Source organism: Steroidobacter cummioxidans (assembly GCF_003104955.1).
In genome coordinates, this window is record NZ_LSRW01000093.1 from 15,635 (window position 1) to 35,560 (window position 19,926).

A 19,926-nucleotide genomic window follows, 5' to 3' on the forward strand; every position below is an offset into this window, starting at 1 on the left:
GTCGAGACTCGCAGTTGGAGGGCGCAAGCATGGCATTCGCAGTGAAAAGCCCCGCCTTCGCCAAAGGCAGCACCATCCCACGCAAGTACACCGGCGATGGCGACAATCTCTCGCCGCCGCTGGAGTGGTCCGGAGCGCCTGCGGGCACCCGCAGCTTTGCTCTGATTTGCGAAGACCCCGACGCGCCGTCTGGGACTTTCAGACATTGGGCAGTGGCGAACATTCCGGCGGATCGGACCGGCATCTCCGAAGGCGGCCGCGCCCAGCAACTCGACTGCGGTCGTAACGATTTCGGCCATGCTTCATACGATGGCCCCGCGCCACCGCGCGGACACGGTGTGCATCACTACCACTTCAAAGTAGCGGCGCTGGATGTCGACAACGTCGACGTGTCCCGCAACCGTAGTGCGAGTGAGCTATGGCAGTCAGTGACGCCGCACATTCTCGCGGCGACAGAGACGATCGGTACTTATCAACGCTGAGGCGACCATGCTGCGGACTTTCTCAGATTTGAAACGCATGTCGATCGGGGCCACCGACGGTGAGCTCGGCAGCATCCGGGACGCATACTTCGACGGTCGGCATTGGACCCTGCGCTACCTGGTGGTGAATCCCGGATCGTGGCTGACCGCGCGCCGGGTGCTGATATCGCCCTGGGCCATTCGCAGCGTGAACTGGCAAGCGCAACGCGTCGACGTGGCGCTGACCCGGGAGCAGGTTAAAAACAGTCCCGGGGTGGATTCGGAGAAGCCGGTGTCTCGTCAGTACGAGGCCGAGTACTCGGATTACTACGGCTATCCCTATTACTGGGCCGGCCCCTTGGCCTGGGGTTCGTTGCATCTACCGGAAGAGGCCGCCATGGCCGATCTGGCTCTGGAGCGGGCGCGCAAGGCTCAGCAGGAGGCGCGAGAGCAGGGCGATCCGAATCTGCGCAGCGCGAACGAGGTCGACGGCTATCACGTCGAAGCGGTGAATGGCGCGATTGGCCACGTCGATGACTTCATCTTCGATGACGCCAGCTGGGGGCTGCGTTACTTCGTCGTCGATACACGCAACTGGTTGCCGGGGCGCCACGTGCTGATCTCGACGGATTGGATCGAGCGCGTCAGTTGGGAGAGCAGCAAGGTACACGTCGTGCTGACTCGGGACGAGGTCCGTAACAGTCCGGAGTACGATGCCGCCTCGTTCACGCAGGCGGAAGAAGAGGTGCTGCACCGATACTACAGTCAAACGCTCGGACGACAGGGGCGCAAAACCAAGGACCCCAACTGGGAACTGCCGATGTGAAATTGCAGGTCAGCTCCCGGCTGGTCGGTGGCGCGCGTTTCAGCCCGTCGGCGGTACCGGATGCGTCGCCATTGTGCCCACTACGGTGGACCACTCTCGGACGTACCAGTGAGTGACCAGTCCGTTCTGGACATACGGATCCGTCTTCGCGAAGGCTTCCGGAACCTCGCGTGACTCGGCCCGAAACAGGATGACGGCGCCATCGATCGGATCGGCCAGCGCGCCGCCAAGGACCATCTCGTTGCGAGCGCAGCTCTCCCACGCCTTCTTCAGATGCGCCTCTCGGAACTGCGCGCGCTTTTCCACATAGTCCGCGCCGACTTCGTAAAAGAGCAGGAAGTGCTTCATGGTCTGCCTCCGGTGGTGTGGATGTGGAACTGTGGCACGAAGCAGGCCGCATGCATACTGTGCGGGCCATGAACAAGGTCGACTACAAGAAAGAGCTCAAGCACCTGTACACCGCGTCGGCCAAGGAGCCGTGCTTGGTGGAGGTCCCGCCGCTCAGCTATCTACGGATTGACGGCGCCGGCGATCCAAATTCATCACGCTCGTACCAGGAGGCTGTGGAGGCGCTCTTCAGCCTGGCTTATACCCTCAAGTTTGCCGTGAAGAAGAGTGCGGCGATGGACTATGTCGTCATGCCGCTGGAGGGGCTGTGGTGGGTGGACGACATGAGACAGTTCAGCGTTACGCGCAAGGATGAGTGGCAATGGACGCTGATGATCCTGCAACCGACGATCGTGACGTCATCCCTGGTCGAGACTTGCAGATCGGAGCTGGCCCGGAAGAAAGACCTGCCGTCGCTGGGTAAAGTGGAGTTCGCTGCTTTTGAAGAGGGTAAGGCGGGGCAGGTATTGCACATCGGGCCGTTCAGCGAAGAGGGGCCGACGATCGAGAAGCTGCACCGTTTTATCGAAGCACAGGGGTTGAAGCTCACTGGCAAACATCACGAGATCTATTTGAGCGACATCCGTCGCGCGGCGCCGGCCAAATGGAAAACGATCATTCGCCAACCGGCGGAATAGCTATTGTTCGATTGCGCGGGTCGACACGCCGTCGCGAGTGAACACGAAGGTTACCAGCCACACTCGGGCGCGTTCACTGTCTTCTGGGATGAACTGCCATTCTCGGGCGGCGTTGTCCGCCAGCCTTGCGAAGTACTTGCTCGGCCCCGGATTTTCCATGAGCACACCGGTGACATCGCCGGTCGGGTCGACGAGCACTCGCACCGTGACGTGGACGTGGCCTTGGATCTTTTGGCTGATCTTCTCCGGCACGTCCGGCGTGACTTCATGAAGCACGGCGTTCGAGGCAGGTGGCCGTGGGAGAGGCGGCTGGCTTGGCGGGGAAGAAACATCACGCGCGCGTTTCGACTCTGCGGGTGGGAGCTTGGCGATAGTTGTTGAAGCAGCTGGCGCTGGAGCGGGAGCAGGGACCGGAGCGATGACGACAGGCGGCTGCAAATCAGCTTGAGGATCGCTCGTAGAACGCAGGCCGAACCACGCCGCGATCAATACCGCCGCCAACGCTGCGATCGCCAGCAACGGCAGATGTCGCTTCCGCGTCGGCGTCGAATCATCGGGCGCCGCAGGTGCCTGCGGCTGCGCAGGCGAGACTACCGGCGCCTGCGGCTGAGGCTTCGAAACGGCAGCTGGCTGCGCCTGAGGTTGTGAACCAGGAGGGGCCTGTGGCCGCGCATGCGACACGGCCGGTGCCTGCAGCTGAGGTTTCGAAACGGCAGCTGGCTGCGCCTGAGGTCGTGAAACGTCACGTGCTTGTGGCTGAGGCTGCGAGACGGCAGATGCCTGCGGCTCAGCCTTCGAAAGGCTAGCTGCTTGCGGCTGAGGCTGTGAACCGCCTGATGCCTTCGGCTGAGCATGCGCGGCGGCCGGCGCTTGAGGCTGAGACTTCGAAACTGGAGCCGGCTGAGCCTGAGGATGTGAACCGGCAGGCGCCTTCGGTTGAGCATGCGAGGTGGCCGGTGCTTGCGGCTGAGGCTTCGAAACAGCAGCGTGCTGAGCCTGAGGATGTGAACCGGCAGATGCCCGCAGCTGCGCGGGCGAGACGATAGGTGCTCGCAGCTGAGAATGAGAGACAGGCGTTTGCGGCGGAGCCTGCGGCGCCGGCTCCGGCTTCGAGTCCGCTGAAGACGCCGGTTTATATTCACTTCTGAGGTCAATGACGGTTGGCCGATCGGCGGGAGTCGGGCTCAGGCAGCGTCGCACCGTTTCCGCCAGTCCTGTCGGCAAATCGGCGGGCAAACCCAGCTCCAATCGCGGATCGGACTTAGACGGCGCGCGCTGGGTGAGCGCCTCGACCAAGGTAGCGCCGAGACTCCAGACATCATCCGTAGTGGCAAAGCCCTGGCCGGCAGGCCGGAGCGTGTCGCTGGCGAGTTTCAGCTGATCGTCGACGGCGAGAAGGTTCGATGGTTTGAGTCCGCCGTGAATCAGATGCCGCCGATGCAAGAACGTCAGCGCATCGAGCGTAGGGAACAGCAATTCCCGTACTTCCTCATGGCTCAGGGCGCGCCGGCGCAGAATCTCGGCGAGCGTCTGTTCCGCATATTCCATGACCACGAAGACAAACTCATGCTTCCCAGCCCGATACCGCCCCATCTCGAACAGGCGGACCAGATGAGGATGAGCAAGCTGGGCCGCCGCGCCCCACTGCGCAAGCAGCGCCTTCGCCTGCGCCGCATCCGCCCGCACGAACCTGATCGCGGCGGCGGCGAGGTTTTTTGCCTTATAGTCGGTAAGGAAGACCGCGTTATGTTTCGCTGCGCCGAGCAGCCGGCGTAGAGGGAAGACGCCGTTGACGCTCTGGTTGACCCATTGCGCCCAGCCTGCGGTATCGCTGAATTCCGCGTTCATCCTGGAGTATTCGGCGGCGGGGCCGATTGGATTCCGGCCCGCCGTCCGAACGGGGCGGGCGGCTAGCGCCCGAACACCGCCGCAATCGCGCTGCTGCCGCGGCCGATCGGATCCTTGCGAATCGCCTTCTCTTCCTCACCGACCTGAGTGAACAGGGCGTTGAGGCTTTGGGTGAGCACGTGTTGCTCCAGGTCCAGGTCGGGCTTGTTGGTCAGCGGCAATTGTTTGTAGGCGGTCAGCAGCTGCTGGTACTGATTGTAGAAGCCGATCTGCTGCAGATTGCTTTGGATGATGGGCAGATATTTCTGCCGGAGCTGCGTTTCGGTGTTCTGGCGGAAATAGTCGGTCGCGGCGGTGTTGCTCCCGCGCACGATACCCATTGCGTCTGCAATCGTCATGCTGCGCACGGCGCCGATGAAAACCTCTTTTGCTTCGACCGCGGCACGCTCGGCGCCCTGATTCATGAGCTTCTCGATCTGGTCGACTTGCCCGCCCAGGCCAAACTGCCGCAGCCGCGAGGCGATCGGCTGGACCGGTTCTGGCAAGCGGATGCGGTACAACGAGCTGTTCTGATAGCCGCCGGTCTGGGACAGCAGATCCGCTGCCCGAGTGCTGCTCAGCTCGAGCGACTCTTTGATCGCGCGTGACAATCCAGATTGACTGGAAGTGCCGGGGGTTCCCGCGCCCGACTGCAGAATCTGCGACATTTCCGCGCACGCGCCCAAGCCCAAGCTCACTGCCAGGGCCACGGCGGCAAGCACAATCGCGCGAGCATTCCGGGGAAATTGCACTCGACCCATCATGTCAGTTCCTGAATACGTCCTGCTGAAGGGCGCAGAGTGTATCGCGAGACGACGGATCGGCAGCGCGAACGAGTTGTCAGCTTTGAGCGACGGTCAATGCGTGACGCCGATTGAGGCGCCGGAGCGCTGTTCGGCGGGCTTGCTCGCGTGCTCCAGGTTGAGCGCCGTACCGATCAGGGACAGATGCGAAAATCCCTGCGGGAAGTTGCCGAGCATGCGCTTGGTCGCGGGGTCGTATTCTTCAGCAAGCAGGCCAACGTCATTGCTCAACGTGAGCAGACGCTCGAACAGTGCACGGGCTTGCTCGATGCGGCCGGTCATGACGTAGGCATCGGCGAGCCAGAAGCTGCACGCGATGAAGGTGCCTTCACCCGGGGGCAGGCCGTCGTCGGTTGCGGCCGTATCGTAGCGATGGACGAAGCCATTGTGCAGCAGGGACGACTCGATTGCGGCGATGGTGCCGAGGACCCGCGCATCCGTGGCGGGCAGGAAGCCAAGTTGAGGAATGAGTAACAAGCTGGCGTCGGGTTGTGTCGAGCCGTAAGACTGCACGAAGGTGTTGCGTGCGCTATTGAAAGCTCGCTCGCAGACTTCCTTGTGAATCTGTGCGCGCAGCGCGCGCCATTGATCGAGTGGCCCGTTCAGCGAATAGCGCTCGGCATCTTTGATGCCGCGATCGAACGCGACCCAGGACATGATTTTCGAATAGGTGAAATGTCGAGGCTTGCTGCGCATCTCCCAGATGCCGTAGTCCGGCTCCTGCCAGACCGAGGCAAGATGCGACAAAAGTTCGCGTTGCAGAGCCCAGCCGGCCTCGTGCGTGGCCAGTCCACCACAGCGTCCCTGATGAAGCGCGTCCATCACTTCGCCGAACACATCGAGTTGCATCTGTGCGTGGGCGTCATTGCCGACGCGCACGGGCCTGGATCCTTCATAACCCGGCAGCCACGTCACCTCCCATTCCGTGAGTCTTCGCTCGCCCGCCACACCGTACATGACCTGCAGCTGATCGGCGTTGCCGGCGATGGCGCGCAATAGCCACGCGCGCCACGCATCGGCCTCCTCGAAATATCCGGCGTTCATGAACGCAAGCAGCGTCAGCGTTGCATCCCGCAACCAGCAGAGCCGATAGTCCCAGTTTCGAGTGCCGCCCATCTCCTCGGGCAATGACGTGGTCGGAGCCGCGATGATGCCGCCTGTCGGACTGTGGGTCAGTGCCCGCAGCGTGATCAAAGAGCGCCTGACCGCCAGCGGTCGACAGGCGCTCTGGTTTCCCTTCGCGATCCACTCACGCCAGAACTGTTCGGTCTCGCTGAGTGCACGCGGAACGTCCGGCGCTCGCGGCACAGCGAGGTGCGAGGGTGCATAGGTCAGGATGAACTGAACTGTTTCGCCGGCGTGGATCGTGAAATCCGCAACCGACTTGAGATTCTCGCCACGCATCGGCGCGCTGGTACGCAGGATCACCATGTCGGGTCCAGCGGCGGCTTGCCAGATGCCTTCTCCAATCCGAGTCACCCAGGGAATCGTGGCGCCATAGCCGAAGCGGATGATCAGCTCTGTGCACATCTCGACGACACCGCGCTCGCCGCTCACCACGCGGATGATGTCGGAGGAGCGGCCACGAGGCGGCATGAAGTCCACGATCACTACTGCCCCGGATGAGACTTCGAACCGCGTCTCGAGGATGAGCGTGTCATCCCGATAACGGCGACGGACCTGCGCGCTCGCATCTTTCGGCGCCAATGACCAGTGACCCTGGCCGGAATCGCCGAGCAGCGCCGCGAAGCAGGCGTCGGAATCGAAGCGCGGCCAGCACAGCCAGTCGATGGAGCCGTTGCGTCCCACCAGAGCCGCGGTCTGCAGATCGCCGATCAGCGCGTAGTCTTCTATCCGGCTCGTCATGGACGTAAGGAAAATGCGAGGCGCTCGTCTGACTCTTGTCAAACTCTTGCTGGAAAGCTTCGTTCCCCTTGCAAATCCTTAACGAAACATTGGTCGCAACGACGCGTTGCCATGGCATGCGACAGCGCATGTCACGACGTCGGAGCTGCACATGGCCGACACAGTCAGCGATTTTCTGATAGAGCGGCTACACCAGTGGGGCGTCCGCAGGATCTTCGGGTACCCCGGCGACGGCATCAACGGGATCATGGGCGCACTCGGGCGCGCGCCCGGCAAGATCGAGTACATACAAACGCGACACGAGGAGCTCGCAGCTTTCATGGCGTGCGGACACGCGAAGTTCGCTCACGAGCTGGGCGTGTGCCTCGCAACTTCAGGCCCGGGCGCGATACATCTGCTGAACGGCTTGTACGATGCGAAGCTCGATCATCAGCCGGTGCTCGCGATCGTCGGTCAGCAGGCACGCGCAGCGTTGGGCGGCAACTATCAGCAGGAAGTGGATCTCGGGTCGCTGTTCAAGGATGTCGCCGGTGAATACGTGCACACGGCGATCGTTCCGGAGCAGGTTCGGCACCTGGTCGATCGCGCTGTGCGCATCGCTTACGACCAGCGCACTGTCACATGCCTCATCATCCCGAACGATCTGCAGGATCTCGACGCGGTCGAAACGCCGCCGCGCGAGCATGGCACCATCCATTCGGGCGTCGGCAGACCGGGGCGTCGAATCGTGCCGCCGGCAGACGATCTAAAACGTGCAGCGGAGATTCTCAACGCCGGTAAGAAGGTGGCGATTCTCGCGGGCGCAGGCGCGCTGCATGCCACGCAAGAGCTCATCGAAGTCGCAGAGCTGACCGGCGCGGGCATCGCCAAAGCACTGCTGGGCAAGGCTGCGGTTCCCGACGATCTGCCGTTCGTCACGGGGTCCATTGGCTTGCTAGGCACCGCGCCGAGCTGGGACATGATGAATGAATGCGACACGCTGTTGATGGTGGGCTCCGCGTTTCCCTACTCGGAATTCCTGCCGGCGGAAGGGCATGCGCGCGGCGTGCAGATCGACATCGACGGTCGCATGCTGAGTCTGCGGTATCCAATGGAACTGAATCTGCTCGGCGACAGCAAAGAAACATTGCGCGCCTTGCTGCCCCTGATCGAGCGCAAGGAGGATCGAGGCTGGCAGCAAGGGATCGAGCAGAACGTCGAGCGCTGGTGGCGCGTGCTGGAGAAGCGCGCGATGAACGCAGCCAACCCCATCAACCCGCAGCGTGTTTTCTGGGAACTGTCCGCGCAGCTGCCCAACGAGGCGATCCTCACGGCCGATTCGGGCTCTTCCGCCGATTGGTATGCGCGTGATGTGAAGTTACGCCGCGGCATGATGGCGTCGTTGTCCGGCGGCCTCGCGACGATGGGGCCGGGTGTGCCGTACGCGATTGCCGCCAAGCTGGCGCATCCCGACCGCACAGTAGTCGCGACCGTTGGCGATGGCGCCATGCTGATGAACGGCATCAACGGTCTGGTCACGATTTCGCGGCTGTGGCGCGACTGGCCGAATCCGCATCTGGTCGTCATGGTGCTGAACAACGGCGACTTGAATCAGGTGACTTGGGAACAGCGGGTGATGGAAGGCGATCCGAAGTACACCGAATCGCAGGACGTACCCCGCTTCGACTACGCCGAGTACGCGGCATTGCTGGGCTTGATCGGCATACGCGTTGATCGAGCGGAAGCGGTGGCCGGTGCCTGGGCAGAGGCGTTCGCGGCCGATCGTCCCGTGGTGCTGGAGATGATTACTGATCCCAATGTGCCGCCGTTGCCGCCGCACGTGTCGATGAAGAACGTGCGCAATTATCTGAAGGCGTTGCTGCATCGGGATCCCGATTCGCTGGCCATCATCAAGTCGACCATGAAAGAGAGCTGGGCGGCGTTGTTCCCCGGCAAGGGCACCTAGCCGGTCGAGCCCCATGCGCGACATCAATGAGGTACCGATCGAGGCAGTCGTCGTGTCGGCCTATCGCGTGCCGACGGCGACGCCGGAGTCGGACGGCACGCTGGCCTGGGATAGCACCACACTCGTGTTCGTAGAAATCCAGGCCGCAGGGCTGTGCGGCGGCGGGTATTCCTATGCCGACGAGGCGACCGCCAGGCTGGTGCATGAGCGCTTCGAGAAATTATTGGTGGGCTGCGACGCGCTCGCCATCGCTGCTCGATGGCGCGACATGCGTGACAACGTCAGAAATCTTGGCGCGGCGGGCATCTCGGCAATGGCGATCTCAGCCGTCGACAACGCGCTGTGGGACTGGAAGTCGAAGTTCATGGGCGTGCCATTGGTGACGTTGCTCGGGGCTGCGCACGAGTCGATATGCATCTACGGCAGCGGAGGTTTCACGTCTTATACCGACCAGCAACTGCAGGAGCAGCTGTCAGGTTGGGCGCGAGAGGGAATTCGAGCCGTCAAGATGAAAGTCGGTCGCGAACCTCAGCGTGATCGCGCTCGCGTGGCCGCGGCCCGGCGTGCAATTGGCGACGACGTGGCGCTGTTCGTCGATGCGAATGGAGCGTACACGCGCAAGCAGGCGCTATTACTGGCGCAAGGCTTTGCGGACTCGAATGTCAGCTGGTTCGAGGAGCCGGTGAGCTCGGACGATCTGGAAGGGTTGCGGCTGCTACGCGACCGCGCGCCAGCCGGAATGAATATCAGTGCAGGTGAGTACGGCTACACGCCCGGTTACTTCCGCCGAATGCTGCAAGCACAAGCCGTGGATGTGCTGCAGGCGGATGCAACTCGCTGTTTCGGATTGACTGGATTTCTCGCAGCGGCTGCGTTGTGCGAGGCATTTCACGTGCCGCTATCGAGTCATTGCGCACCGTCGCTGCACGTCGCAGCGACGTGCTCGGCGGGGCCGGCAATCAACCTGGAATATTTCTTCGATCACGTCCGCATCGAGCGGATGCTGTTCGATGGTGCCTGCGTTCCGTCTGATGGCGTGCTTGCGGCGGATCTATCGCGCCTGGGGCTAGGCATCGAGCTGAAGAAGGAGGATGCGGAGTGTTATCGCATCTGAATGAGCACTTGCCGAGCACTGCACCGTTGCAGCCGGCGTTCGATGTTCGCGGCCTCGATGTGAAGCTGCGTCAAGCGATCTCCGGCGAGGTGCGTTTCGACGATGGCAGCCGTGCCCTGTACGCGACCGACGCCTCGAATTATCGGCAGGTGCCGATCGGCGTCGTGATTCCACGCTCAGTCGACGATGTGCTCGCGACAGTGGCGCTGTGTCGAGAATTCGGTGTGCCAATTTTGAGTCGCGGCGGCGGCACGAGCCTGTGCGGGCAATGTTGCAATGTCGCGGTCGTCATCGATTTCTCCAAATATCTCAATCGCATTCAGGAGATCGACGTTGCGGGCAAGACGGCGTGGGTCGAGCCGGGTGTGGTCCTCGACGATCTGCGCACCGCGGCCGAGCAGCACCATCTGACCTTCGCGCCCGATCCCTCGACCCACAGCCACAACACACTCGGCGGCATGATCGGTAACAACTCGTGCGGTGTGCACTCCGTCATGGGGGGCGAAACCTCTGAGAACATTCTTGCGCTCGACGTGCTGACCTACGATGGCGTACGCATGCACTTCGGGGCCCATGATGGAGAGGGCGCGGGTCTCACAGCCGCGCAGCAGGCTCGAACGGCGCAGATCCATACCGGTCTGGCGGCGCTGGTCGATCGCTACGGGGAGGAGATTCGCCGGCGCTTCCCGGAAATTCCTCGCCGCGTATCCGGCTACAACTTGCCGCCGCTGCTGCCCGAAAACGGCTTCAACATCGCGCGCTCGCTGGTCGGCTCGGAAGGCACTTGCGTCGTCGTGCTCCGAGCGAAAGCACGCCTGCTCGACAGCCCGCAGGCGCGCTCTCTGCTCGTGTTGGGTTATCCGGACGTGTATGCCGCCGCGGATCACATCGACGAGATCATGAAGTTCGCGCCCATCGGACTGGAGGGCATCGATCAGAAACTCATCGAGGATATGAAGGCTGTGCACCTGCATCCGCAGGAGGTGCAGCTGCTGCCGAACGGCGGCGGTTGGTTGCTCGTCGAGTTCGGCGGCGCGACGATCCAGGAATCGGAAGCAAAGGCGCGCGATGCCATGCGAGCGCTGGCGACGAAGCGCGATGCCCCGTCGATGAAACTGTTCGACGATCCCGAACAGGAACATTTGGTCTGGAAAGTCCGCGAAGCGGGACTCGGCGCCACCGCACACGTGCCGGACAAGCCCATCACCTGGGAAGGCTGGGAGGACGCCTCGGTTCCGCCTGCCCAACTCGGCGATTACCTGCGTCGGTTTCGCGAGCTGCTCGGCAAATATCAGTATGAGGGCGATCTGTACGGCCACTTCGGACAAGGCTGCGTGCACACGCGGATCGATTTCGACCTCACCACGGAGTCGGGCATCCGCAAGTATCGCCAGTTTGCGCACGAGGCGGCCATGCTAGTGGCGAGCTTCGGCGGGTCGATTTCCGGCGAGCATGGCGATGGTCAGTCCAAGGCCGAACTGCTGCCCATCATGTTTGGCAGCACCATCATGCAGGCGTTCCGTGACTTCAAGGCACTCTGGGATCCGCACGGCAAGATGAATCCCGGCAAGGTCATCGATGCTTTCAGGCTCTCCGACAACCTGCGCCTCGGCGCCGGGTATCGGCCGATCGAGCCCAAAACCACTTTCATGTTCCCGGACGACACCGGCAGGTTCTCGCGCGCTCTGCTTCGCTGCGTTGGTGTCGGCGACTGCCGCAAGCATGACATCGGAACCATGTGCCCCAGCTATATGGCCACGCGCGAAGAGCGGTACTCCACGCGAGGACGCGCACGACTGTTGTTCGAGGCCTTGCAGGGGAATGTTCTGCGCGATCAGTGGCGGGATGAGAGCGTCAAGGAGGCGCTCGATCTCTGCCTGTCCTGCAAGGGCTGCAAGAGCGAGTGTCCGGTACACGTGGACATGGCAACCCTGCGCGCGGAATTTCTGTCGCACTACTACAAGGGAAAGTTACGGCCACGCCAGGCGTACGCGTTTGGGTATATCGACCGTTGGGCGAAGCTGGCGGCTGGGGCACCGCGCATGGTGAATTTTCTGCTCACGCGAGAGCCGTTCGCCGCAGCGGCGAAGGCATTTACCGGCGTTGCCTCGCAACGCACGCTTCCGACATTCGCCCACGAGACCTTCGACCATGCATTTAGACGACGAGCTAACGGAACGAACGGACGGCGCGTGCTGCTGTGGGCCGACACGTTCAACAACTACTGGCATCCGGAAACGCTCGCAGCTGCAGTGTTCGTGTTGGAGCGTGCCGGCTGCGAGGTGCATGTTCCAGCGGGACATCTGTGCTGCGGGCGCCCCTTGTACGAGTTCGGCATGCTCGACACAGCAGTTCGTTATCTGGAGAACGTGATGCATGCTCTGCGTGCCGACATCGAAGCAGGCACGCCGCTCATCGTGCTGGAGCCAGCCTGCGCCGCAGTGTTTCGCGACGAGTTGCTGAACCTGATGCCGCACAACGAGCAGGCCAACCGGCTGGCGAAGCAGACACAACTGCTGTCCGAGTTTCTGATGCACGACGTTCCCGACTATTCGCCGCCGCATGTGGCACACAAGGCGCTCCTGCACGGCCACTGCATCCACAAGGCGGTGCTGAAGATGGACTCGGAGATCGAGGTGCTGAAGCGGACCGGCATGGATGTGAACGTGCTGGATTCGGGCTGCTGCGGCATGGCGGGCTCCTTCGGATTCGACAAGAGCAAGTACGAAGTCTCCATGCGGGTAGGCGAGCGAGTCTTGTTGCCCGCGGTGCGCGAGGCCGCTGCGGATACGCTGATCGTTGCGGACGGCTACAGTTGCCGCGAGCAGATTGCACAGACGACGGGCAGGCGAGCGCTGCACCTGGCTGAAGTGATGGCGCAGGGATTGGGCCGGGAGGCTCCTTATCTATGAGCGCAATCGGCCGACGGCGATAGCTCGTCGCTTCCGAAATAAGTACCTAAAATCAACGACATACCTCTGTTGGCGAGGCTGAGGAGTTGACGAGGGCGGCGTGGCGCCCTAAGTTGCTTGTTGCCAGCAAGTAAATGACGCCCATGACAGCTCCAGCAAGCTCACCCCGGCGGCGGCAAGAAGACCGCACTGCGCTTTCCGATCGCCTGCTCAAAGACGCGGCAGTGAGTCTGCTCAATGAACGTGGTCTCGCCGGCACGACGCTCGCGGCCATCGGCCAGCACGCCGGTTACTCACGCGGTTTGGTGACCCATCGATTCGGAACGAAAGCGGGATTGTTTGCTTACGTGCACGACACTGTGGCGGCCGAGTGGATCGCCCGCGTGAAAAGCTCAGTCGGCGACAACATCGGTGTGGCCGCTCTTCGACAAGCGATCGAAGCGTTGCATGGATTCATTCGTGACGAGCCGGATGACATTCGTGCGATGTATCTGCTGCGCTACGCGAGCATCGATCCGAGCGCCGAATATCGAGCGAACGTCGCCAAGGTGCATCGTGCCCAGCATCGTCACGTGCAAGTGTGGATCGAGGCCGGCCAGGCGCACGGCGACATCGACAAATCGATCGATGCAAACCTCGCCGCTGAGTTGTTCTGCGCGGCGCTCGATGGATTGCTGTACCGGTGGCTCGTGACGCCGACCATTCCCATCGACAGTCTGCACGAACGGTTGCATGACATCGTCCAGCAATCCCTTGCTATCCGGAGCCGTAATGCACAGCTATAAAGCCCCGATTCGCGACGTGCGCTTTTGCATGCAGGAAGTGCTCGGATTCTCATCTCACTACGCGTCGTTGCCGACAGGCGCCGGCGTGAGTATGGACGATGTCGATTCGATCCTGGAGGCGGTTGGGCAGTTCGCCGAGGAAGTCCTCGCTCCATTGAATCGCAGCGGCGACGAGGAGGGCGCGCACTTCGAGAATGGCAAGGTGCGCTCGCCGCGAGGCTTTGCGGATGCATATAAGCAGTACGTCGACGGTGGTTGGCCGAGACTCGCGAATCCCGAGGAGCAAGGCGGCGAGGCCGCGCCGTACTCGCTCAAGCTGGCAATGTCGGAGTTCATGCAGGCGGCCAATCATTCGTGGTGCATGTATGGGCTGTTGAACGATGGCGCGATCAAGACGCTGGTGAGTTTCGCCGATGCGCAGTTGATCGAGCGCTTCGTGCCGAAACTGGTGAGCGGCGAATGGATGGGCACGATGTGTCTCACCGAGCCTCATTGCGGCTCGGATCTCAGCCAGGTGCGCACGCGAGCGGAGCCACGTGGCGACGGCAGTTACAGCATCAGCGGCACGAAGATCTTCATCAGCTCCGGCGAGCAGGACTTTTCGGACAACATCGTGCACCTGGTGTTGGCGAGATTGCCCGATGCCGCGCCGGGCACGCGAGGCATTTCTTTGTTCGCGGTGCCGAAGGTTGACGATCAGGCGGCGCGGGGCAGCGCCAATTCGCTGCGCTGTCTGTCGATCGAGCACAAGATGGGGTTGCGGGCGAGCGCGACGTGCGTGATGGCGTTCGAAGGCGCACGCGGCTGGCTGGTCGGCGAGCCGGAACGCGGCTTGAACGCAATGTTCGTGTTCATCAACAAATCGCGGCTTGGCACCGCTCAGCAAGCGCAGGCGCACGCCGAAGGCGCATTTCAATCTGCGTTGGCGTACGCGCGGGAACGTCTGGCCGGTCGATCGCCGCACGCATCGTCGAGCGGCGGACCTTCGGCTTTGATCGTGCATCCGGATATCCGCCGCATGTTGCTCACGCAGAAGGCCATCGCCGAGGGTGGTCGAGCATTGGTGTTGTACTGTGCGAAGTGGGTCGATCTGGCGGACGGCGGCGACGTTGAACAGCGCGCCCTGGCCGAGCAACGACTTGCAGTGCTCACGCCGATTGCCAAGGGAGCATTGTCCGAGTGGGCGAGCGAAGCGACGGATCTGGGCATCCAGATTCTTGGCGGGCACGGTTATATGAAGGAGTGGGGACTGGAGCAGCGCGTTCGGGATGTGCGGATCACGCGCATCTATGAAGGCACTACCGGCATTCAGGGCATGGATCTGCTGGGACGCAAACTGCTCGGGCCGCAGCGTCAGGCGCTGACCGAATTCAGCGCTGAAATCCTGGCGTTCTGTCGCCAGGCCAACGGCGCGGAGCTGACCGCGATGACGGCCAGGCTCGTCGCAGCGGTGAAGATCTGGCTGGAGCTGACCGAGCTGGCTGCCGAGCGCAGCGCATCCGATCCGGCGTTCGTCGGCGCGGCGGCGGTCGATTATCTGCTGCTGGCGGGTTATGTGAGCGTCGGCTATATGTTTGCATTGTCGGCGCAAGCCGCAAGCTCGAAGCTTGCTGACGGCACGACCGAGGAAGCCTTCTACCGCGCAAAGATTCAGACGGCACAGTTCTATTTCGACAAGCTGCTGCCGAGAATCCACGCCCACGCCGCGAGCATCGGCAACGGCAGCGAATCGCTGACCGGCATGCCGGAGGCGAGTTTCGGGTTGGAGGTCTGAGCGGCCGGCGCGTGCGCTAGCCGGCCGGCTCCTGTTCGACTGCCTCGATGGCGATGACGAGGGTGATATCGTCGCCGATGCCGGGCAGCGATCGGGTCATGCCGAATTGGGAGCGTTGCAACTCGGTTCTGGCATCCGCGCCACAGGTCGGTTTGCCGCTGACCCGGTTCTTGTCACAGTGAAAGCTGTCGATCTCGAGCGTGAGCGGATGCGAGACTCCCAGCAGGGTGAGCGTGCCCTGGGCGCGTACCGGTCGGCCGCCTGAGAACTCCAGCTTGTTCGAACGATAAGAAATCTCCGGGTGACGCGCGGTATCGAAGAAGCCTTCGGCCTGCATCTGCTCGTTCCATTCCGCGAAGCCCATGTCGATGGATTTCGCATCGATGGTGATGTCGATGGTGCCGCTTCTGGCCTGCGTATCCAGCGTGATCGTGCCTCTCACGGCGGTGAAGCGCCCGCGTTGCGTTGAGAGGCCGTAGTGGCTGACTTCGAACATCGGAAACGTGTGGCGCGGGTCGACCGTATAGGTTTTGGTCTCGGCGTGCGCGGCCGCTGCCGCGATGAGTAGCGACGAAAGCAGGACATTGCGTAGCTTCATTCTGCACCCCCGGTTCGATGATGAGATTGTGCGCGCCTCGTCAAGCCGGGCGGCATACGAACATCGTATGGCTCGCCGAGAAACGTTCCAGCTCCCGCTCGATGCGGAACCCGGCGCGCTGCACGCAGGTGCGCATGTCATCCGAGAGGTACATCTTGCTGTTGCCGTTGGCGAGACACGCGAAATACAGCGACGTCATCGTGAGCACGAAGCGTGCGGCGGCATGCTCCTGATTGTCCCAGTACGTTTCGACGATGTAGAGCCGGCCGTGCGGCGCCAGGGCGCGTCGTGCGCGCTCGAGAATGGACACGATCTCGTCTTCGCCGAAACAGTCCAGGAACTGACTCATCCAGATGGCGTCCTGATTGCCTGGGAACTCGACGGCGGCGTCCAGGAAGTCGATGGGATGGAAGCTCGCCCGCGCGGCGTGACCTTTGGCCGTGATCGCTTGACGGGCCAGCTCCAGCTGGCCCGGATGATCGAGCAGGCTGACCGTCACCTCTGAGTCGTGCTCGAGGCAGGAAAGGGCGAATTTTCCGGTATTGGCGCCGACATCGAGCAGCCGCTTGGGCCGGTCGGCGAACACCAGCGGCAGCGCGCTCGGGAACATGTGATCCGAGTAGTAGTGATCGAACGCGAGCCAGCTTCGTTGCACATCCTGGGGCAGCTGCGTGAGACCTTCATAGATCGTCTTCCACGGTCCGAACTCAACCAGTCCCATCGGCTTGCCGGTGGTGACGGTCTCCTTCAGGTGGGCGATCCCTCGATAGCAAACGTCCGCCGTGAAATCCATGTTGACCCGAGTCATGTGGTCCCGGAGGATCAGTAGCCCGAGCTGGCGCAGATAGAACCGGTCGCCCTCGATCGCGATCAATTCCGAGACCACGCCGGATTCGAGCAGCACCTTGACGCCATAGAGCGGCACACGCGCAATCTGCGCGATACGGGCGGCGGTCAGACCCTCCTGCCTGGATTCAGCCAGCGCGGCCAGGATGCCGAGATCCCTCAAGGCCAGCGCGGCATGAAAGGACAGCGGCGCGAAGGCGAGCTTCTGGGCGTCGATGATGGCTTCATAGAGGGGCTTTTCGTCGCGACCCGGTCGTCCGGTCATTTTGCTTACCCATGCGCGTGATCTGGCGGTCCGCGATTATCCACGAACCGCGCCGGCAAAGCCCTGAACCAATGCTCGATTGCCTGATCTGCGACCCGTCGCCGGGAAATCGGGCACGGCGGGGCTCGGCGTTTGACCTCAGGCGCCGGTACCGGGCTCACTGGCAGGAGCCGTGCCGATACGTCAGCCATACCTCCTCTGCACGGCCGAGTGGTCGGGGATGGACGCGGGTTCGAATTCTTCGCGTGGCGCGACGAGGAGAGCAGTGAGTCGGGTGCGTTTCGTACGTTCGATGTAACGAGCCGCCGAGTTCGATTACGAAATATTAGATGGCGACGACGAAATCTTCGGCAGCATGTGACATGCGCGCTCGGTGAACCTTGCAAATCCTTGCAAGGTTGCTGGTCAGGCGGGCGGGTACGGGCTCTCGGCTTGAGCGCGCAGTGCGCCAAGCGAAGGCTCGTACAACGTGACACGGTTACGGCCAGCTTGCTTGCCCGCGTACATGGCTTTGTCGGCGCGGTCGAGCAAGGTTTCCAATGTATCGGTTGCGGTACTGGCGGCGACGCCCACCGAGATGGTCACGCGATCGATGCTGCGATCCGTGCCGGCGCGGCGGATCGTGCGGGATGCGGTGGCTGCGCTGATCCGCTTTGCCAGGATCGTGGCACCTTCGATGCTGGTATCAGGCAAAAACACGGCAAATTCTTCGCCGCCGATGCGGGCCGCGATGTCGCGGCCTTTGATGCTTTCGCTGATGACCTGGGCCACCGAGCGGATGACTTTGTCACCGAGCAGATGGCCATAGGTGTCGTTCAGCATCTTGAAGTGATCGATATCCGCCAGCAGCATGACGCCGCCCTGCAGCGATTCGGCATCCTGCACGAAGGATTGGATGCGCTGCTCCAGCCCGCGGCGATTGAGCATGCCGGTCAGCGGATCCAGCTTCGCCTGATGCTCGGCGTGCTTCAGCTGTTCGCTCAATTGATGCACTTCCTGGGTAGAGCGCTCCAGCTGCTCGGACAGCTCCTGCGTCACGACCCGCATGCGCTCGGTATCGGTGATGAGCTCGGCGACGATGTCGGTAATCAGATCCATGGCCAGCGGCTGCGTCAGCTGGCTCTTATGGATCTGCAATGTCTGATTGAATTGGGTCGCCTCGAGGCCCGCGCTGCAGGCGGCGGTCGCGGTATCCGATAGCAATGTATGCAAGCGCTGGTGCATGCGCTCGAGCGCTTCGGCGTCACGGGCGATGACGAAGTTCGCGTGCAGACGCCAGATATCGTCATCGCTCAGCGACTCATTTCTGGCCAGGCGCTGCTCCAGCTCGTTGCTCAAGCGAGGATTGATGCCGGAGGTGTGCTCATACCAGATGGTATAGGTCTGCGGGTGGTACGCAGCGCGATGCTGAGCCATCAACGGCAGCGTGAGGCGCAGAATTTCTGCGCTCTTTTCCTTCGATTCGGTGTAACGCATCTGAAATATGAAACGCCGGTTTGCCCGGACTGCTCTTAATGGTATGGCCTCGACCTCCTGAGGCCGGCGAATCGCGCCGGACGCGCTCGCCGGGCGCAAGTTTGCGGCCATGGCCGCCCGTTGACAAGGCAAATTCGGCAACGGCGAGCAGATCGCGGCTAGCCGCGCGCTCGATGCGCTGTTCTCATTGCCGCTGCTGTGCGCTTCGAGCTGCCGCCTGGTAGTGCTCATCGGTGACTTGCTCCATCCAGTCGACCGTCTTGCCGTCGAGGGCTTCGACGATCGCGATATGAGTCATCGAAGTGTTCGGCGCGGCGCCATGCCAATGCCGGTTGTTGGGCGGACACCAGATCACATCCCCCGGCCGGATCTCCACCGGGCTGTCGCCCTCACATTGAGTCAGACCCAAGCCGGACGTGACGATCAGCGTTTGACCGAGCGGGTGTGTGTGCCACGCAGTACGCGCGCCTGGCTCGAATGTGACGCTGACGCTGGTGACACGCGCCGGGGCAGGTGCCTCGAATAGTGGATCGATGCGCACAGTGCCCGAAAAGTACTGGGCGGGTCCCTTGGCGGATGGCCGGCTGCCGCTTCGATGGATCTGCATGAGTGACTCCCGGGAGGTAAATGTCGTAACCGCCGATGGATGTGAAAGTTACGCAGCGGCGGCAAATAATCAGCCGCTGCCGAGGATGACATCCAACTCCCGGGAGGGTGTCCGTCGTCGCGCTCTCGTCTTATCATTCCTGCAACTTCCCAACGCCGGTCGTGATATGTCCGCTGCTCTGCGCATTCTCAAAGCCGACCTTGACCAGGATCTTCATGCCACGTGGACGCTGGAGTTACTGGATGCCTACGCTCAGGACCGCATGGGCGCCGGGCAGCCACTCTCCGCGTTCGCGCGCACGCACCTGATTTCCGGTTTGCGGGCCCATCCGGGAACAGTCGTGTTACTGGCCATGCGCGCAGAACGCGGAGTTGGGATTGCGATCTGCTTTCGCGGCTTCTCGACGTTTGCCGCGCGCCCATTGCTGAACATCTCTGATTTCTACGTCGATCCCGCTGCCAGGGGTTACGGAATCGGGCGCGAGCTCATGGAGGCAATAGAGCGGGAGGCGAATGAACTGGGCTGTTGCAAGCTGACGCTCGAAGTGCAGGAGAACAATTCGCGGGCCCGTGGGCTGTACGCGGCGGCAGGATTCAGTCAGGACGTGCACGTGGCCGAGGCAGGCGGCGCATTGTTTCTGAGCAAGCCGCTGATTTCGTAAAGTTCACATCGCTTGCGTCGGTAGCCTGCCGTCGGGGAAGGACGGACCAGTCACTTTGCGACGCCGATCCGTAAC

17 protein-coding genes and 1 pseudogene are annotated in these 19,926 nt (G+C 62.3%); 9 read left to right on the forward strand and 9 right to left on the reverse strand.

Going from position 1 to position 19,926, the window contains the following annotated elements; all coding sequences use genetic code 11:
- Positions 1-29: 29 nt before the first annotated feature.
- Positions 30-482, forward strand: coding sequence for a YbhB/YbcL family Raf kinase inhibitor-like protein (locus D0550_RS31025; RefSeq protein WP_116813067.1), 453 nt, complete (start codon positions 30-32; stop codon positions 480-482).
- Between the two features lie 37 nt (positions 483-519).
- Positions 520-1,287 carry a PRC-barrel domain-containing protein gene (locus tag D0550_RS31030; RefSeq protein WP_174842524.1) on the forward strand — a complete coding sequence of 256 codons (768 nt, stop codon included), beginning with the start codon at positions 520-522 and terminating at the stop codon, positions 1,285-1,287.
- Between the two features lie 39 nt (positions 1,288-1,326).
- Here D0550_RS31030 and D0550_RS31035 read toward each other — a convergent pair whose 3' ends face one another.
- A complete protein-coding gene (locus tag D0550_RS31035; RefSeq protein WP_116813068.1) occupies positions 1,327-1,635 on the reverse strand; it encodes a YciI-like protein in 309 nt (102 codons plus the stop codon).
- A gap of 50 nt (positions 1,636-1,685) precedes the next feature.
- Between D0550_RS31035 and D0550_RS31040 the strand changes: the two genes are divergently transcribed.
- The gene (locus D0550_RS31040) at positions 1,686-2,312 is read left to right on the forward strand and encodes a GyrI-like domain-containing protein (RefSeq protein WP_206606646.1); all 627 of its coding nucleotides are present in this window, start codon (positions 1,686-1,688) and stop codon (positions 2,310-2,312) included.
- Here the strand turns inward: D0550_RS31040 and D0550_RS36220 are convergent, their stop codons facing one another.
- The 4 genes and pseudogenes from D0550_RS36220 to D0550_RS31055 form a co-directional block, all read right to left on the reverse strand.
- Positions 2,313-2,588: an energy transducer TonB family protein gene (locus D0550_RS36220; RefSeq protein WP_241520981.1), complete on the reverse strand. Its 276-nt coding sequence runs from the start codon at positions 2,586-2,588 to the stop codon at positions 2,313-2,315. It lies immediately after the preceding gene.
- 1,149 nt (positions 2,589-3,737) lie between these two features.
- A pseudogene (locus tag D0550_RS37305) lies at positions 3,738-4,160 on the reverse strand (protein kinase domain-containing protein); the annotation flags it as partial.
- Positions 4,161-4,222: 62 nt separating this feature from the next.
- Positions 4,223-4,963 carry a DUF4197 domain-containing protein gene (locus D0550_RS31050; protein ID WP_206606647.1) on the reverse strand — a complete coding sequence of 247 codons (741 nt, stop codon included), beginning with the start codon at positions 4,961-4,963 and terminating at the stop codon, positions 4,223-4,225.
- A gap of 93 nt (positions 4,964-5,056) precedes the next feature.
- The gene (locus D0550_RS31055) at positions 5,057-6,868 is read right to left on the reverse strand and encodes a glycoside hydrolase family 15 protein (protein WP_116813071.1); all 1,812 of its coding nucleotides are present in this window, start codon (positions 6,866-6,868) and stop codon (positions 5,057-5,059) included.
- A 151-nt stretch (positions 6,869-7,019) separates the two neighbouring features.
- Between D0550_RS31055 and D0550_RS31060 the strand changes: the two genes are divergently transcribed.
- The 5 genes from D0550_RS31060 to D0550_RS31080 all read left to right on the forward strand — a co-directional run bounded on the left by D0550_RS31060 (position 7,020) and on the right by D0550_RS31080 (position 15,398).
- Positions 7,020-8,813 carry a thiamine pyrophosphate-requiring protein gene (locus D0550_RS31060; RefSeq protein ID WP_116813091.1) on the forward strand — a complete coding sequence of 598 codons (1,794 nt, stop codon included), beginning with the start codon at positions 7,020-7,022 and terminating at the stop codon, positions 8,811-8,813.
- A 13-nt stretch (positions 8,814-8,826) separates the two neighbouring features.
- On the forward strand, positions 8,827-9,927 hold the full coding sequence (locus D0550_RS31065; protein ID WP_116813072.1) for an enolase C-terminal domain-like protein: 1,101 nt from the start codon (positions 8,827-8,829) through the stop codon (positions 9,925-9,927).
- Positions 9,912-12,839, forward strand: a complete 2,928-nt coding sequence (locus D0550_RS31070; protein WP_206606648.1) for an FAD-binding and (Fe-S)-binding domain-containing protein — start codon at positions 9,912-9,914, stop codon at positions 12,837-12,839. Before D0550_RS31065 ends, D0550_RS31070 begins: the two co-directional genes overlap by 16 nt.
- 224 nt (positions 12,840-13,063) lie before the next feature.
- Complete coding sequence (locus D0550_RS31075) at positions 13,064-13,624, forward strand: TetR/AcrR family transcriptional regulator (RefSeq protein ID WP_241520979.1); 561 nt, start codon at positions 13,064-13,066, stop codon at positions 13,622-13,624.
- On the forward strand, positions 13,611-15,398 hold the full coding sequence (locus D0550_RS31080) for an acyl-CoA dehydrogenase C-terminal domain-containing protein (RefSeq protein ID WP_116813073.1): 1,788 nt from the start codon (positions 13,611-13,613) through the stop codon (positions 15,396-15,398). The genes D0550_RS31075 and D0550_RS31080 overlap by 14 nt, the downstream gene beginning before the upstream one ends.
- A 16-nt stretch (positions 15,399-15,414) precedes the next feature.
- Here D0550_RS31080 and D0550_RS31085 read toward each other — a convergent pair whose 3' ends face one another.
- The 4 genes from D0550_RS31085 to D0550_RS31100 form a co-directional block, all read right to left on the reverse strand.
- A complete protein-coding gene (locus D0550_RS31085) occupies positions 15,415-15,996 on the reverse strand; it encodes a YceI family protein (protein WP_161966166.1) in 582 nt (193 codons plus the stop codon).
- 40 nt (positions 15,997-16,036) lie between these two features.
- The gene (locus D0550_RS31090; protein ID WP_116813075.1) at positions 16,037-17,107 is read right to left on the reverse strand and encodes a class I SAM-dependent methyltransferase; all 1,071 of its coding nucleotides are present in this window, start codon (positions 17,105-17,107) and stop codon (positions 16,037-16,039) included.
- A gap of 405 nt (positions 17,108-17,512) precedes the next feature.
- The gene (locus D0550_RS31095; protein ID WP_161966167.1) at positions 17,513-18,583 is read right to left on the reverse strand and encodes a GGDEF domain-containing protein; all 1,071 of its coding nucleotides are present in this window, start codon (positions 18,581-18,583) and stop codon (positions 17,513-17,515) included.
- A gap of 184 nt (positions 18,584-18,767) precedes the next feature.
- Entirely contained in the window at positions 18,768-19,190 is a 423-nt protein-coding gene (locus D0550_RS31100; RefSeq protein ID WP_116813077.1) for a (R)-mandelonitrile lyase, read from the reverse strand.
- Between D0550_RS31100 and D0550_RS31105 the strand changes: the two genes are divergently transcribed.
- A complete protein-coding gene (locus D0550_RS31105) occupies positions 19,189-19,851 on the forward strand; it encodes a GNAT family N-acetyltransferase (protein WP_206606649.1) in 663 nt (220 codons plus the stop codon). The two genes, D0550_RS31100 and D0550_RS31105, sit on opposite strands and share 2 nt — an antisense overlap.
- Positions 19,852-19,926: the final 75 nt, after the last annotated feature.

Bases quoted from the DNA above. Each gene is read 5' to 3' on its own strand.
- D0550_RS31065 (WP_116813072.1), top strand. From the start codon at position 8,827: ATGCGCGACATCAATGAGGTACCGATCGAGGCAGTCGTCGTGTCGGCC.
- D0550_RS31105 (WP_206606649.1), top strand. From the start codon at position 19,189: ATGAGTGACTCCCGGGAGGTAAATGTCGTAACCGCCGATGGATGTGAA.
- D0550_RS31040 (WP_206606646.1), top strand. From the start codon at position 1,686: ATGCATACTGTGCGGGCCATGAACAAGGTCGACTACAAGAAAGAGCTC.
- D0550_RS31100 (WP_116813077.1), bottom strand. From the start codon at position 19,190: ATGCAGATCCATCGAAGCGGCAGCCGGCCATCCGCCAAGGGACCCGCC.
- D0550_RS31095 (WP_161966167.1), bottom strand. From the start codon at position 18,583: ATGCGTTACACCGAATCGAAGGAAAAGAGCGCAGAAATTCTGCGCCTC.
- D0550_RS31080 (WP_116813073.1), top strand. From the start codon at position 13,611: ATGCACAGCTATAAAGCCCCGATTCGCGACGTGCGCTTTTGCATGCAG.
- D0550_RS31085 (WP_161966166.1), bottom strand. From the start codon at position 15,996: ATGAAGCTACGCAATGTCCTGCTTTCGTCGCTACTCATCGCGGCAGCG.
- D0550_RS31060 (WP_116813091.1), top strand. From the start codon at position 7,020: ATGGCCGACACAGTCAGCGATTTTCTGATAGAGCGGCTACACCAGTGG.
- D0550_RS31025 (WP_116813067.1), top strand. From the start codon at position 30: ATGGCATTCGCAGTGAAAAGCCCCGCCTTCGCCAAAGGCAGCACCATC.
- D0550_RS31030 (WP_174842524.1), top strand. From the start codon at position 520: ATGTCGATCGGGGCCACCGACGGTGAGCTCGGCAGCATCCGGGACGCA.
- D0550_RS31055 (WP_116813071.1), bottom strand. From the start codon at position 6,868: ATGACGAGCCGGATAGAAGACTACGCGCTGATCGGCGATCTGCAGACC.
- D0550_RS31035 (WP_116813068.1), bottom strand. From the start codon at position 1,635: ATGAAGCACTTCCTGCTCTTTTACGAAGTCGGCGCGGACTATGTGGAA.
- D0550_RS31090 (WP_116813075.1), bottom strand. From the start codon at position 17,107: ATGACCGGACGACCGGGTCGCGACGAAAAGCCCCTCTATGAAGCCATC.
- D0550_RS31050 (WP_206606647.1), bottom strand. From the start codon at position 4,963: ATGATGGGTCGAGTGCAATTTCCCCGGAATGCTCGCGCGATTGTGCTT.